Annotated in this window: 11 protein-coding genes; 2 read left to right on the top strand and 9 right to left on the bottom strand. The window is 71.1% G+C overall.

Annotated features, from left to right (window positions below; genetic code table 11):
• Positions 1-41: 41 nt before the first annotated feature.
• The 7 genes from glmM to eccCa all read right to left on the bottom strand — a co-directional run bounded on the left by glmM (position 42) and on the right by eccCa (position 8,230).
• Positions 42-1,385 (bottom strand): phosphoglucosamine mutase, encoded by a 1,344-nt coding sequence (gene glmM, locus NYP18_RS02465; RefSeq protein WP_259426507.1) that lies wholly within the window; start codon positions 1,383-1,385, stop codon positions 42-44.
• A gap of 114 nt (positions 1,386-1,499) precedes the next feature.
• Positions 1,500-2,045 carry a 30S ribosomal protein S9 gene (rpsI, locus tag NYP18_RS02460; RefSeq protein ID WP_126120131.1) on the bottom strand — a complete coding sequence of 182 codons (546 nt, stop codon included), beginning with the start codon at positions 2,043-2,045 and terminating at the stop codon, positions 1,500-1,502.
• Positions 2,042-2,485: a 50S ribosomal protein L13 gene (gene rplM / locus NYP18_RS02455; protein ID WP_126120132.1), complete on the bottom strand. Its 444-nt coding sequence runs from the start codon at positions 2,483-2,485 to the stop codon at positions 2,042-2,044. Before rplM ends, rpsI begins: the two co-directional genes overlap by 4 nt.
• Before the next feature lie 324 nt (positions 2,486-2,809).
• Positions 2,810-3,097 (bottom strand): WXG100 family type VII secretion target, encoded by a 288-nt coding sequence (locus tag NYP18_RS02450; protein WP_126120133.1) that lies wholly within the window; start codon positions 3,095-3,097, stop codon positions 2,810-2,812.
• 38 nt (positions 3,098-3,135) lie between these two features.
• Positions 3,136-3,453, bottom strand: coding sequence for a WXG100 family type VII secretion target (locus NYP18_RS02445; protein WP_126120134.1), 318 nt, complete (start codon positions 3,451-3,453; stop codon positions 3,136-3,138).
• Positions 3,454-3,626: 173 nt separating this feature from the next.
• Positions 3,627-4,601, bottom strand: coding sequence for a type VII secretion-associated protein (locus tag NYP18_RS02440; protein WP_259426506.1), 975 nt, complete (start codon positions 4,599-4,601; stop codon positions 3,627-3,629).
• Complete coding sequence (gene eccCa / locus NYP18_RS02435; RefSeq protein WP_259426505.1) at positions 4,598-8,230, bottom strand: type VII secretion protein EccCa; 3,633 nt, start codon at positions 8,228-8,230, stop codon at positions 4,598-4,600. The genes NYP18_RS02440 and eccCa overlap by 4 nt, the downstream gene beginning before the upstream one ends.
• 219 nt (positions 8,231-8,449) lie before the next feature.
• Between eccCa and eccD the strand changes: the two genes are divergently transcribed.
• Together eccD and NYP18_RS02425 are read left to right on the top strand one after the other, a co-directional pair.
• The gene (eccD, locus tag NYP18_RS02430; protein ID WP_259426504.1) at positions 8,450-9,778 is read left to right on the top strand and encodes a type VII secretion integral membrane protein EccD; all 1,329 of its coding nucleotides are present in this window, start codon (positions 8,450-8,452) and stop codon (positions 9,776-9,778) included.
• 5 nt (positions 9,779-9,783) lie between these two features.
• Positions 9,784-10,905 carry a S8 family serine peptidase gene (locus NYP18_RS02425; protein WP_259426503.1) on the top strand — a complete coding sequence of 374 codons (1,122 nt, stop codon included), beginning with the start codon at positions 9,784-9,786 and terminating at the stop codon, positions 10,903-10,905.
• Here NYP18_RS02425 and NYP18_RS02420 read toward each other — a convergent pair.
• Both NYP18_RS02420 and eccB read right to left on the bottom strand, forming a co-directional pair.
• A complete protein-coding gene (locus NYP18_RS02420; RefSeq protein ID WP_259426502.1) occupies positions 10,868-11,296 on the bottom strand; it encodes a TIGR02611 family protein in 429 nt (142 codons plus the stop codon). The genes NYP18_RS02425 and NYP18_RS02420 overlap by 38 nt on opposite strands.
• 61 nt (positions 11,297-11,357) lie before the next feature.
• Positions 11,358-12,596: a type VII secretion protein EccB gene (gene eccB, locus NYP18_RS02415; protein ID WP_259426501.1), complete on the bottom strand. Its 1,239-nt coding sequence runs from the start codon at positions 12,594-12,596 to the stop codon at positions 11,358-11,360.
• Between the last annotated feature and the right edge of the window lie 31 nt (positions 12,597-12,627).

The following is a 12,627-nucleotide window of genomic DNA, read 5'->3' as shown; positions in this document are numbered from 1 at the left end:
TCATTGGACTGCGCAAAGGGGAGAAAGGTTCCCGGGTGTGGCTAAACCGCCGCGACGACCGCCGCGATACGCCCCGCGACGCGGCGGGCCTGCTCGCTCTCGGCGGCCTCCACCATGACGCGGAACAGCTGCTCCGTGCCGGAAGGACGCAGCAGGACACGGCCTGTGCCGCCCAGCTCGGACTCCGCCTCGGCGGTGGCGTCCTGCACGGCGGCAGCCTGGAGGATGGCGGACTTATTGGACACCGGGACGTTGATGAGCACCTGGGGCAGGACCTTCATCACACCGGCCAGCTCCTTCAGGGAGCAGCCGGTCTCGGCCATACGGGCCATGAGGCGCAGGCCGGACTGGGTGCCGTCACCGGTCGGGCACAGACCCGGCAGGACGATATGGCCGGACTGCTCCCCGCCGAGGCTGTAACCTCCGGCGGTGAGCTCCTCGAGGACGTAGCGGTCGCCGACCTTCGTCTCGAGCATGGTGATCCCCTGCTCCTCCATCGCCAGACGCAGACCCAGGTTGCTCATCACCGTGGCCACGAGCGTGTTCTTGCGCAGCTCGGACTTCTCCTTCATCCCCACCGCCAGGACCGCCATGATCTGGTCGCCGTCGATGATGTTGCCCTCGGCGTCCACGGCGAGGCAGCGGTCGGCGTCACCGTCGTGGGCCAGGCCGAGGTCCGCGCCGTGCTCGATGACAGCCCTCTGCAGCTGCTCCATGTGGGTGGAGCCGCAGTTGTCGTTGATGTTGTAGGCGTCGGGGCTGTTGTGGATCGCGATGACCTCTGCACCGGCTGCCTCGTAAGCCTTCGGGGCCACCGCAGAGGCCGCGCCGTTGGCGGCGTCGACGACGACCTTGAGGCCGGACAGGTCCGCCGGGGTGCTCTCCGCGAGATGTTTGAGGTAGCGGTCCTGGGCGTCGGGGGCCTCCTCGATGACCCTTCCGACGCTGGTACCGGTCGGACCGTTGGGCGACAGATCCGCCATGGCCGCCTCGATCTCATCCTCCACCGAATCCGGCAGTTTACGGCCGCCGGCGGAGAAGAACTTGATGCCGTTGTCCGGCATCGGGTTGTGCGAGGCGGAGATCATCACGCCCATGTCCGCACCGTAGTCATCGGTGAGGAAGGCGACACCGGGGGTGGGGATGACACCGACGCGCAGGACATCGACACCGCGGGAGGCCATGCCCGCGGACAGGGCCGCGGCGAGCATCTCACCGGAGACACGGGGATCACGCCCGACGATCGCCGTGGGACGGCGGTCACTCGACCGGCGGTCGCGGGTGAGCACATGCGCGGCGGCCGCCCCCAGCTCGAGAGCCAGGGAGACAGTGAGATCCTTGTTCGCGAGCCCGCGAACACCATCGGTACCGAAGAGTCGAGTCATGGGGATCATTATGCACCACAGGCCGCGCCGCGCTGGCTTCACCGAGCCCGGGAACAGCGAACGCCGCCCCACCGGGAGAGGTGGGACGGCGTCGACAGGAAGCGAAGGCGCAGCTTAACGCTTGGAGTACTGCGGGGCGCGACGTGCGCCGTGCAGACCGGCCTTCTTACGCTCGACTGCGCGGGCGTCACGGGTGAGCAGGCCGGCCTTCTTCAGGGCGGCGCGGTCAGCCGGGTTGTACAGGTTCAGTGCACGGGCGATGGCCAGGCGCAGGGCGCCGGACTGGCCGGTCGGGCCGCCACCGGCGATGTTGGCCTTGATGTCGAACTGGCCGACGCGCTCGAGCAGCTCGAGCGGGGTCAGGATGTCCTGCTGGTGCAGCTTGTTCGGGAAGTAATCCTCGAGTGCACGGCCGTTGCAGGTGATGTTGCCGGAGCCGGCGACCAGGTGGACGCGGGCGATGGCACGCTTACGGCGGCCGACGGTCTGGATCGGGCCGTCGAGCTCGATCGGAGCCGCGAACTCGGCCTCTTCCTCGGTGGCCTCCGGAGCGACAGCGTCGCCGATGGTGTAGGCGAACTCCTCGGTGGCGGCTGCGGCGGCCTCGATGTCGCCGGCCTCAGCCACGTTCAGGTCCTCGTTCTGGTTCTGCTCGGTCACTGTGCCACCTGCTTGATCTCGTAGGTCTCGGGCTGCTGGCCGGCGTACGGGTGCTCAGAGCCGGCATAAACGTGGAGCTTCTTCACGGAAGCACGGGAGAGCTTGTTGTGCGGCAGCATGCCGGTCACAGCTTCCTCGATCACGCGCTCCGGACGGGTGTCCAGAGCCTTGCCCAGGGTCATGGAGCGCAGGCCACCCGGGTAACCGGTGTGGCGGTAGCGCATCTCGCGGTCACGCTTGTTGGAGGAGACGTGAACCTTGTCGGCGTTGATGACGATGACGTGGTCACCGCAGTCAACGTTGGGTGCGTACTGGGGCTTGCCCTTGCCGCGCAGCAGGCCTGCTGCGTGGGTGGCGAGCCGGCCCAGCACCACGTCGGTGGCGTCGATGACGTACCACTTACGGGTGATGTCACCGCTCTTCGGGTGGTAAGTAGACACTAAATGACTCCTTGAAAGTCTGTCCGGGGGCTGCCGGCCTGAAAAGATCTGAGGTGCACGTATCCGGAACGCGGCGGCCGGTGGGGACCCGCGCACAGCGCACACAACCGCTTTAGTGTAGGGGACTGCCCCCGGAAAACCCAAACCGCCTCCGCGGCACCTTCTGCTGGAGAAGTGGCCGGTCGGAGGCGGTCGGTGGAGTCAGGTGGTGGCCTGCCCGGGCCACCACGTGGCGGATCCCGGTCCGGTGGTGGCAGGTTCCGCGTCTGCCCCGTGGTTGACGGGTGGACCGGACCGGGACTGATCAGTCAGCGCGTGGCCGGCTCAGCCCCAGCTGGCGGCGGCCTGCCGGTTGACGTCACTCATGCGCTCATTGCCCTGCGAAACGGTGCGGGAGATGGTCGCGAGGATGGTGTTGAGTTCCGCGGCTGAGCGGTCCCATTTCGCCTGGGCCTCCTGGTAGGCCAGCGCGGAATCACCCTCCCAGGTCGCCACCATCGGCTGGAGCTGGGACTTGAGGTCATCCAGCAGTGCGTTGATCCGGCCTGAGCTGGCGTTGATGTCTGCGGCGGCGGCCTCGATGGCGCCGAACTGGTACTTGATCGCGTTCATTATTCTTCTGGACCCTTTCGTGGTGTGGCGGGTGCGCCCTAGAGCGCGAGGCCCTGGCCGCCGACGTTGGAGAAGGCCTGCGTGTTCTGGGCCTCCATGGAATCGAATCCGCGTGCGTTGTGCCGGATATTCTCCGAGATGCTGGTCAGCGCCTCCCGCAGTTCGCGGGCGGAGGTGTTCCACCGCTGCATGAGCCCGTCGAAGGAGACCTGGGCGTTGCCGGCCCAGCTGCCGCGGACGCCGTCGACGACGCCCTGCAGGCGGGTCAGTTCGCCCTGCACCTCATTGTTGGTTGTGTCGACGTGGCCGGCGGTCGCCAGCATCACATCGGCTTCGGTCCTGAACATTTGGCTCATGGTGGCCATCCCTCCCGAATTGGTGTGGTGATTGAATCAGGTGCCGGGGTCCCTCCCCGTTCGCTCTCCCGAAAAGGCCGCCCGGTGGGCCCTCTCATCATTGTTGGACTGTGAAAACACGCCTGCGGTTCCCGGGGCCGCGGAAATTCTTTCCGCGTCCGTGTCTGTGCAGCTCAGACGCGTCCGGTCAGTTCGATGGAATCCACCGCCATGCGGCAGGCCGCCTCCTGCGGGATGGTCGGGGTCTGCCGGGTGTGGCAACCGACGGAGAACTGATGGTCGTCCTCAACCCAGGTGCTCCAGGTGACCTCCGAATCGTCGCCGGGCAGTTCGCGGTAGCGGATGACCTCCAGCCCGCGGGCCGCGCGTTCAGGTTCCAGGGGGTGGAGGGTGTGGTCCTCCTCGACCATGGTGTGGATCTGCGCCGCCACCGTCTCAGCGGGCACGGAGTACACCGGGTCAGCGGCCAGGTGGATGCGCAGGCCCGGGTCCTCCCCGGTGGCCAGCAGCCCGTCACCACGGTCCTCCAGCCGGAAACCGGCCGGGACGACGACCCGCAGGTGCTCATGTTCGAGCACCGCCTTCGGGGGTTCCGGTTCCCGGCTTGCCGACGTCACCTCCCCCGCCCTGTCCTTCCCCGGGTCCGTGCCTGGGGCGGAACTGCTCGGCACCGGCGGCAGAGCCGGCTGCCCCTCCGCCCCGGAGGGGCCACCCACGACCCACAGGCTCAGACCCACGATCACCAGGACGACGGCGGCGGTGACCAGATGGAAGGGGGAGATCCCGCCGCGCAGCCGGTGCTGACCCGCCCGCCGGGTGGGACGGGTGACGGTCACCTCCCGGGACTCCGGCTCCGGCAGGGGTGTCTCATGGAGCACCTCGCTGGGGTAGGCCGCCACCCCCTTGTTCAGCAGGGTGCGGGTGAGGAGCTCCGTGGTGGGCTCGTCGGCGTCGACGATGATCTCCACGTCCGGCCAGTCGAGGCTGTACAGTTCCCTGGCCTGGTCGATCACGGCAGCCAGTGCCCAACCGTCGATGATGCCGGTACCCGGCAGGTCGTAGCGGTAGATGGTGTCGGGGCCCTCGAAGATCGTCGCGCTCTCCAGGACCGTGATGGTCAGGACATCCGGAACGGCCGGGGCGCTCATGACTCCTCCCCCGGCTTGTCCCCTGCTGTCGCCACCTGGCAGATGCCCACCGTCTCCCCACGCACCTGCCAGGTGCCGCGGCCGGGTGGCTGGGGTGCGGGGCGGATGCCGAATACGGCGCCCTCCTCGCGGTCGGCGTCGAGAAGCAGGACCGCCGGGGTCTGGTCGCGCACCGCGGAGAGGAAGGGGCCGAACAATGCCCTGCCGATGCCGCCCGATTTACGCGCCAGGACCAGGTGCAGGCCGATGTCCCGGGAGTGCGGCAGCAGTTCGGTCAACCGCATCAGCTCATGGTCGGCGACCAGGTCGAGGTCGTCGATGACCAGGAAGATCTCCGGTCCCTCCCACCAGTCGCGGGCCGCCAGCTGCGCCGGGGTGATGTCCGGGCCGGGCAGACGGGCACTCAGGGTGGCCACGGTGTCCGTCAGCACCGTGGCGGTGGCCGTGGTGGTGGCGGAGTAGGCGGCGAGCATCCCCTCGTCCACCGCCCCCAGATGGGCGCGCCGGTGGTCGATGACGACCAGGCGTGCCGCAGCCCGGCCCAGCGCACTGATCCCGGTCATGACCGTGGTCAGCAGCGTCGATTTTCCCGCCCCCTGCCCACCGACACACACCAGGTGCGGACTGGTGGCGGGCTCCCAGGCGATGGTGTCCAGACGCGGTCCGCCCACCGCCAGCATGATGCCGGCGGCGGGTTGGAGCTCGGCCAGCCGGACAGCGGCGGGCAGCACCCGCAGCGCCGGCACCGGCTCCTGCCCCGCCGCAGCCGCGGTGGCGGCGATGTGCGCCAGGTCCTGGTTGGAGCTGAGCGCGATGAGCATCTGCCGGCCGTGTTCATCCAGGCCCCGGCCGGGCAGGGCGGGCAGCTTCTGCTGGGCCTTCCGGTCGACGAGAGAATCCATCGCCTCACCCAGGCGCAGTTCCAGACGGTGGGTGATCAGGTCCCGGATCGCCGGGCGCAGCACCGTCCACCGTGGGGTGGACACCAGCAGGTGCACGCGGCTCGACGGCCCGTCCGCCGCCAGGGAGGTCAGCGGCTCCAGCAGGTCCTCGTGGTCCGCCGCCACCGCATGCCACCCGTCGACAACGAGGAAGGTGTGGCGTTCCTCCGGTTCCTCCACCAGGGCGGTGACCTCATCGAGGATGCGCCGGATGCGTTCCGGCTGCCCGCGCCCGGCCACCCCCGCCACATGCGGCAGCCGGTCGAGGGTGGCCAGCTGGCCCCCGCCGAGGTCGATGACGTAGAAGCGGATCTGCGCTGTCGTGTGGGTCGCCGCGAGCGAGGCGACGATGGTGCGCAACGCCGTGGACTTGCCGGTCTGCGGGCCACCGCACACCGCCGCATGGCCGCCGCCGGTGGACAGATCCAGGATCAGCGGATCCTGGCGCTGGTGGTAGGGCACGTCGATGATGCCGACCGTGGCCGCCAGCTCCCCCACCTCCTCGGCCACCCCGGCCAGCTCCACCACCGGGGGCAGCGGCGGCAGCCACACCCGGTGGGCCGACTGCCCGCGGGCCCGGGCGGTGGCGCAGGCGCGGTCGACGACGGTGTCGAGAAGCGTCGTCGACTCGTCGACGACCAGCGGCGCCTCAGTCTGTTCGAACTGCTCCCACCCGGTGAACAGGGCGACCCTGCCCGGCGCGCCCGGAAGGGCGGTGACGTCACGGCGTTCCAGTGGGCCGGAGACGTACGCCGCCTGGAACCGGGTGATGTCCTCGGCGTCGTGTTTGAGGAAGCCTGCGCCCGGCTGGGCGGGGAGGTGGTGGGCGTCGGTGACGCCGAGGACCTGGCGGGATTCGGCCGCGGAGAAGGTCTTCAGGCCGATGCGGTAGGACAGGTGCGAATCGAGGCCGCGCAGGCGGCCCTCCTCGAGGCGCTGGCTGGCCAGGAGCAGGTGGACGTGCAGGGAACGGCCGAGTCGGCCGACCGCGACGAACAGTTCCGCGAAGTCGGGGTGGGCGGCGAGCAGCTCGGAGAACTCGTCCACCACGAGGACCAGGGCGGGCAGCGGCGGGAGGTCCCCGCGGCCGGACAGTCGGGCGGTGGTGTAGTCGGTGACGTTGGCGAAGTTGCCCGCCTCCCGCAGGACCTCCTGGCGGCGGTTGAGCTCACCGGAGATCGCGTCGAACATCCGCTCCACGAGAACCGCCTCATCCGAGAGGTTGGTGATCACCGCCGAGGTGTGCGGCAGGCGCTCGCAGCCGAGGAAGGTTGCCCCACCCTTGAAGTCCACGAGGACGAGGTTGAGCTCATCGGGGCTGTGGGTCGCTGCGAGGGAGACCACCAGGGTGCGCAGCAGTTCCGATTTGCCCGAGCCGGTCGCCCCGATGCACAGGCCGTGCGGGCCCATGCCGCCGTGGGCGGACTCCTTGAGGTCCAGGCGCACGGGTGCGCCCTGCGGGGTGGTGCCGATGGGTACGACGAGGCGCTGGCGGCTCAGCTCCCGGCCGGGCCACATGGTCTCCGGGGTGAGCTGCTCGATGTCGGCCAGGCCGATGAGGGAGGTCAGGTCCCGGCCGCCGGCGCCGGTGGCCGCGGTGTCGGGGCGGCGGTACCGGGTCAGTGCCCGGGCCAGGATGACCGCCTCGGCGGTGTCCAGCCCGTCGGCGACGCCGAGGGTCTCCACGCCGGCGGCGGTGTGGGCCGACAGCTCCCCGTCGGCGCTCAACGCCAGACCCTCCTGCTCGGCGCGCATCCCCAGCGCGGTGGTCGCCCGGGAGCCGACGTCGATGATGGTGGTCCAGGTGGGATCGTCGAGGTAGGGCTCTGTCCCGGTCGTGGTGGTGTGGTCGACCACGAGGATGCGGTGGCGGGCCTGCTCCGGATGGCGGGTGTGCGGCAGCCATTTCAGCCAGTCCCAGCCCTGCCCGACCACCTCCACGGCGACGGTCTCCGGGCCGTGTGCCACCACCAGCTGTGCCACCATCGCCCGGGCCAGGTCGCCTGCCCCGGGCCCGGCGATGCCGAGGAAGCGGAAGGCCTGCAGCTGCACCGCCACCGGCATCCGCGGGCACCTGCCCACCGCCTGGACGGTGCGCCGCAGGCTCACCGCGCACACCGGGTCGAGGTCCTCCGCCGCCCCGGCGTCGGGCACCTGCACCGGCGTGCACAGGGCGGTGTCGCCGAGCCCGATGCGTATCTCAAGTGTGTCGGCGTCATCGGGGCCGCGTTCCCACAGGCGGCGGCTGTCCGCCCGGCTCCACAGCTCATCGGGTTCCGGGTGGCGGTGGAACTCGTGCGCCCGCTGCCGGGCGGCGTTGCCCAGGGCCTTCTCCCGCAGCGCGCCGAGATGGCGCAGGTAGGTCCGGCGGGTCTCATCGACGTCCTCGCCCTGCGGCGGGGAGAACATCATGAGCATCGACATGCCCAGCATGAGCGGGAGGATGAGCATCATGGGATTCGTCCCGGCCCCGCCGAGCATCATGAGGGCGACCATCGCCACCATCGCCGCAACCATCACCACCGGCATGAGGATCCGCAGGACGGGCACCGGGGCGGGCCGGTGCGCCGCCGGCACCGGTTCCGCCGCGATAGTCCCCTGCGGCAACGGTGGTGCGGGTTCCCGTTCGGCAGGCGTGAGCGGCTCCACGACTCTGCTGACGATGTCACTGACCCCGAGTACTGACATACCTGTCCCCCTGATCGACCGCCCCCTGGTGTGCGTCCGGCCTGCCGGTCACCCCAACCGGAAACAATGAGAGGGCACGGACGCACGGGGCGTGTGCCCGACATGTTAGGTCAGGGGGCGGCCACGCGCCGGGTGGACAGTGGGGCGGGGCCGGGTGACAATGCCCGGTGGAGCGGTCGCACAGGGGGTGTGTCCGCATGAATACCAGGGGGAAGAACCGTGTCCGTCGACCATGTCCTGCGCCTGACCGTCCGTTTCCAGGTGGGCACCTACCACCGGGAGGCGGACCTGGCCCTGCCGGCGGGTTCGACGCTGGCGGAGGTGATCCCGGAGATCGTCACCCTGGTGGGCGCACCCCGGATCTCCCGGCCCTGGCAGGCGATGACCGCCGCCGGTACCACCCTGGACCCGGCGGTGCCGCTGCACCAGACCCCGCTGGACCATGGTGCCGTGGTCGTTCTCACCCCGCGCCACGAGGCGGTCGCGCCGGTGGTGCGGGATGCGGCGGAGGCCCTGTCGGAATCCGCCGGGGAGGCCGGCACCGGTGGCCTGGCCGCCGCCGGCGCGGTGGCCGGGGTGGCGGCGGTGCTGGCGGTGGGGGTGGGCCTGCTCCCGACCGCCCAGGCCCTGGCACTGGCAGCGGTCGCCGCGGTCACGGTGCTCGTGGTGCGGCGCAGGGTCCGGGTGCTGGCGCCGGTGGCCGTGCTCCTGGCCGGCTCAGCGGCGGGTGCCGGCGTGCTCGAGGCCGCCCGCCCGGAGGAGGCTGCGGAATCTGCGACGCTGGGTCTGGCGGCCTTGACGGCCGTGGCCGGTGCCGCGGTGATGCTGCTGCTCACGGTGGTGATCGCCGGAATCGGGGCGCGCACCGCCGCGGCCTCGGCGACGGTGCTCGGTATGGCTTCGTTCGCCGCTGCAGGCGCCTTCCTGCCCGGTCATGCCGCGCAACCGGGTGCGGCCTCCGCCGCCCTGGTGCTGGCCGCCGGGGTGATGCTCATGGGGCAGCTCCCGGGCCTGGCGACGCGTGCTGCCGGCCTGCGGGTACCCCGGCTGCCCACGGCGGGGCAGGACCTGGGGGTGGCGGATGAGGTGCAGCCGGATGTGGACGCCCGCGCCCGGCGCGCCCGGCACCTGCACGAGGGTGCCGCGCTCGGTGCGGCGGGGGCGATGATCCCGGCGCTGGCGGTCATCGGCCTCCACGGCGGCGGTTTCGCGCAGGCCCTGTGTGTGGCGGTGGCCGGGACGGTTCTCCTGCACGCGGCCCGGCACCGGCAGGCGGTGGCCGCGTGGTCCTGGATGCTGGTCGGCCTGGTGGCGTGCGTGGCCGGGGCGGTGGCGGCCGCCGAACCGGGGAATCCTCTGCAGTGGGCCGTGGCCCTGGTTCTGGCGGGTGCGGGGTTGGGCGCACCGGTGTGGGCGCCGCGGGTGCCGGACCTGGAACCGACCGCGCTGGTGTGGTGGGAGCGGGCGGAATCCCTCGCCCTGGCTGCCTCCCTGCCGTTGGCGGCGCACCTGGCCGGTCTCTTCGTGCTCGTCCGGGGGCTGAGTTGAGGCGGGTGGTGCTCGGCCTGGGTCTGCTGCTGGCCCTGCCCGCCGCTGTTCCGGCGGCGGCGCAGGTACCGGATGTGCCGTGCACGCGACCGGTCGAGGCCCCCGCCCCGGCGCAGCCTGACCCGGATCTGCACCGCCTGGCCCGCGGGGAGGGGGTGCGGGTGGCGGTCATCGACACGGGTGTGGCCGCCCATCCGCGGCTGCGGGTCGAACCTGTCGCGGATCTGGTCAGCCCCGGTGCCCCGGATCCCCACCTGGACTGCGACGGCCACGGCACCGTCGTGGCCGGGGTGGTCACTGACATCGCCCCCGGCGCGGTGATCCTGAGCATCCGCCAGTCCAGCGCCCACCACCAGCAGGTCGACGGTGGTGCCGCCGGCACCCTGGCGGGTCTGGCCGCGGCGGTCCATGAGGCGCTCGACGCCGGGGCGCAGGTGATCAACGTCTCTGTCGTCTCCTGCCTGGATGCGGGAGTGCTTCTCGACGCCCGACCCCTCCACGACGCCCTGCACCGCGCCGAGTCCGAGGGGGCGGTGGTGGTCGCCGCGGCCGGCAACGCCGGTTCGGTCTGCCAGCCGGGCATGGTCGTCCATCCGGCCCAGGAGGAGACCGTGCTCGCGGTGGCGGCGGTGCATCCGCAGGACCCGCATGCGGTGGCCGACTATGTCATGCCGGGGGTGGGGCAGGTTGCCGCGCCGGGCCGGGTCGCGGTGGGACCGTCTCCTACGGGTGTGGGCTGGGCCTCCGGGGTGGTGGACGCCCGGGGCCAGGAGAGCGGTTTCGAGGGGACCAGCTTCGCGGCGCCGGTGGTCTCGGGGGTGGCGGCGCTGCTGCGGGAGCGGTATCCGCACGAATCGGCCGCACAGATCCGGGGACGCATCCGCCAGGCGGCACAGCCGGGGCACGGGGTGGTGGATCCGCAGGCCACACTCACCCATCTGGCCGGGGACTATGCGGTGGCGGGCAGAGAAGTGGGCATCGGGCAGCAGGAGCGCCCTGTCCCGGAGGCGCCGGGCAGGGCCGCGGCAATCGTGGGTGGGCTCGGGGTGGTGGTGCTCGCGGGGGTGCTGGTGCGCGGGCTCAGCGGGTTCAGCGCACCAGGCCGATCCGGTGCGCGTAGGGGGTGAGGAAGTCGAGGTTGCCCATCCGCCAGGCACCCCAGGTGACACCGAAGAAGACCACCCAGATGAGGACGATCAGGGCTGTGGTGGCGAGGATCCGGAAGAGCTGCGGCTGACGGTTGAACCAGAAGTGGAACCGGTCATAGAGACGCACCCCGTAACCGAGGAGGCGTCGGGCCCATTCCTGTTCCAGGGAGAGGATGCCCACGCCGATGAAGGTGGTCAGCCAGCCCTGGCCGGGCAGGGGGATGGTGATCAGGCCGATGATCAGCACGGACCAACCGAGGATGAGCGTGAGTGGCCGCACGAGGTAGCCGTAGCGGCCGTCCTTGGCCTTCGTGTGGGTGTGCGCGAGTCTGTCCACCCGGTAGGAGACCATCTGTCGCATAGAAGCCATGCGTACATAACGAACGGGAACAGCAGCCGGTTCCCGACCTATGGTCATACCTGTGCGGATCTCAGTAGGCTGCCCCCACGGCGGTCGCCGCGTTCAACGGAGCGCCCTCCGGAAGCAACCGGATCACCGGCCAGGGTGCCGCGACCGGCGCACCGAGACCCAGCGACTGCAGGTCAGCAGCGTGAGGCACGGGGTGACGCAGCCCGGTGGTGTCAATGACGTGGAGGCTGTTGCCGGTGTCCACCGCCACCGCCGCGGGCAGGCTGCTGAGGAACTCGGCGGCCGTCCCCTCCCCCGACAGCGTCACGGGACGGTGCTCACCGGGCCGCAGGGTGGTCACCTTCCCCGCGTCGGTGGCGCACACCGCAAGTTGCGCCGGGTCGAGCCACAACGGAGCCACCTCCGGAAGGGACAGGTGGAACTCCGCGTCCGGGTGGGCGGAAAGTTCTGCACGGGGCACGCTGCGCACCGGCACCCCGGCGTCCGCCAGCATCTCTGCCTGGGTGCCGCTCACAGGGGCGATCCCGCCCGGCACCCGGGCCCACCGGCCGGCACCGGTGTCGAGGATCTCGCCCGGCAGCGGGTCCGGCAGGCGCGGCGGCTCCAGTTCTGCCGCGGCGTTGAGCACCTCCACGGGAGGTTCCCAGCGCGGGGTGTCCGCACTGATCCCCAGGGCCCGGCGGATGATGCGCCCCTCCTCTGTCACCGGATCCGGCAGCTGCCTGCGCCCGGCGGTGGTGAGCAGCCACTCCACACCCGCCGCGGTGGCCAGCACACCCCGGTGGCCGCCGAGCGGAGTGACGTGATCCCCCACCGCGACGGTGACGGTGCCCGAATCCGGGCGGTGGCAGGCGGACCAGACCAGCTCACCGGCCGGTTCCCCACCCAGGACCAGCGGGGCGGGGTGGATGCCCAGGGGCACACCCCGGTCGGTGGCGGCCAGCAGCTCTGCGCCGATGCGGGCGGGTTCCGCCGGTTCCCCGGCGATGAGCCGGGCGGAGGCGAGGTTGGCCACGGGGTGGACGCGGTCGTCGACACGCACGAACAACGCGCCCTCGGAGGTCTGCAGGATGGGTGCGTCCCCCGGGTCCGCCGCCGGCCGCAGCCAGGCGAGCAGACCCGCGCCCACGGCGATGAGGACGGTGGCCACCAGGCCGAAGAGCATCGCCCGGTGGCGGGCGGCCAACGGGTCATGGATCATCCGGATGTCACCGAAGACCAGACCGTGTTCGACCCGGCGGCGCAGGAACCGGTGTCCGGTCACCTGCGCCCGGGTAGTGGGCAGCACTGTGGAACTCATGTCATCTCCCCCTTGATGACTCAACACCCCG

The sequence above is a fragment of the Corynebacterium lemuris genome, from assembly GCF_024919295.1.
GTDB classification, from domain to species: domain Bacteria; phylum Actinomycetota; class Actinomycetes; order Mycobacteriales; family Mycobacteriaceae; genus Corynebacterium; species Corynebacterium lemuris.
This window is presented reverse-complemented; position numbering and strand designations above follow the sequence as displayed.

What these genes read in the sequence shown, in the direction of transcription:
- glmM (WP_259426507.1), bottom strand. Translation starts at nt 1,385, where the DNA reads ATGACTCGACTCTTCGGTACCGATGGTGTTCGCGGGCTCGCGAACAAG.
- eccCa (WP_259426505.1), bottom strand. Translation starts at nt 8,230, where the DNA reads ATGTCAGTACTCGGGGTCAGTGACATCGTCAGCAGAGTCGTGGAGCCG.
- eccB (WP_259426501.1), bottom strand. Translation starts at nt 12,596, where the DNA reads ATGAGTTCCACAGTGCTGCCCACTACCCGGGCGCAGGTGACCGGACAC.
- NYP18_RS02450 (WP_126120133.1), bottom strand. Translation starts at nt 3,097, where the DNA reads ATGAACGCGATCAAGTACCAGTTCGGCGCCATCGAGGCCGCCGCCGCA.
- NYP18_RS02420 (WP_259426502.1), bottom strand. Translation starts at nt 11,296, where the DNA reads ATGGCTTCTATGCGACAGATGGTCTCCTACCGGGTGGACAGACTCGCG.
- NYP18_RS02445 (WP_126120134.1), bottom strand. Translation starts at nt 3,453, where the DNA reads ATGAGCCAAATGTTCAGGACCGAAGCCGATGTGATGCTGGCGACCGCC.
- NYP18_RS02440 (WP_259426506.1), bottom strand. Translation starts at nt 4,601, where the DNA reads ATGAGCGCCCCGGCCGTTCCGGATGTCCTGACCATCACGGTCCTGGAG.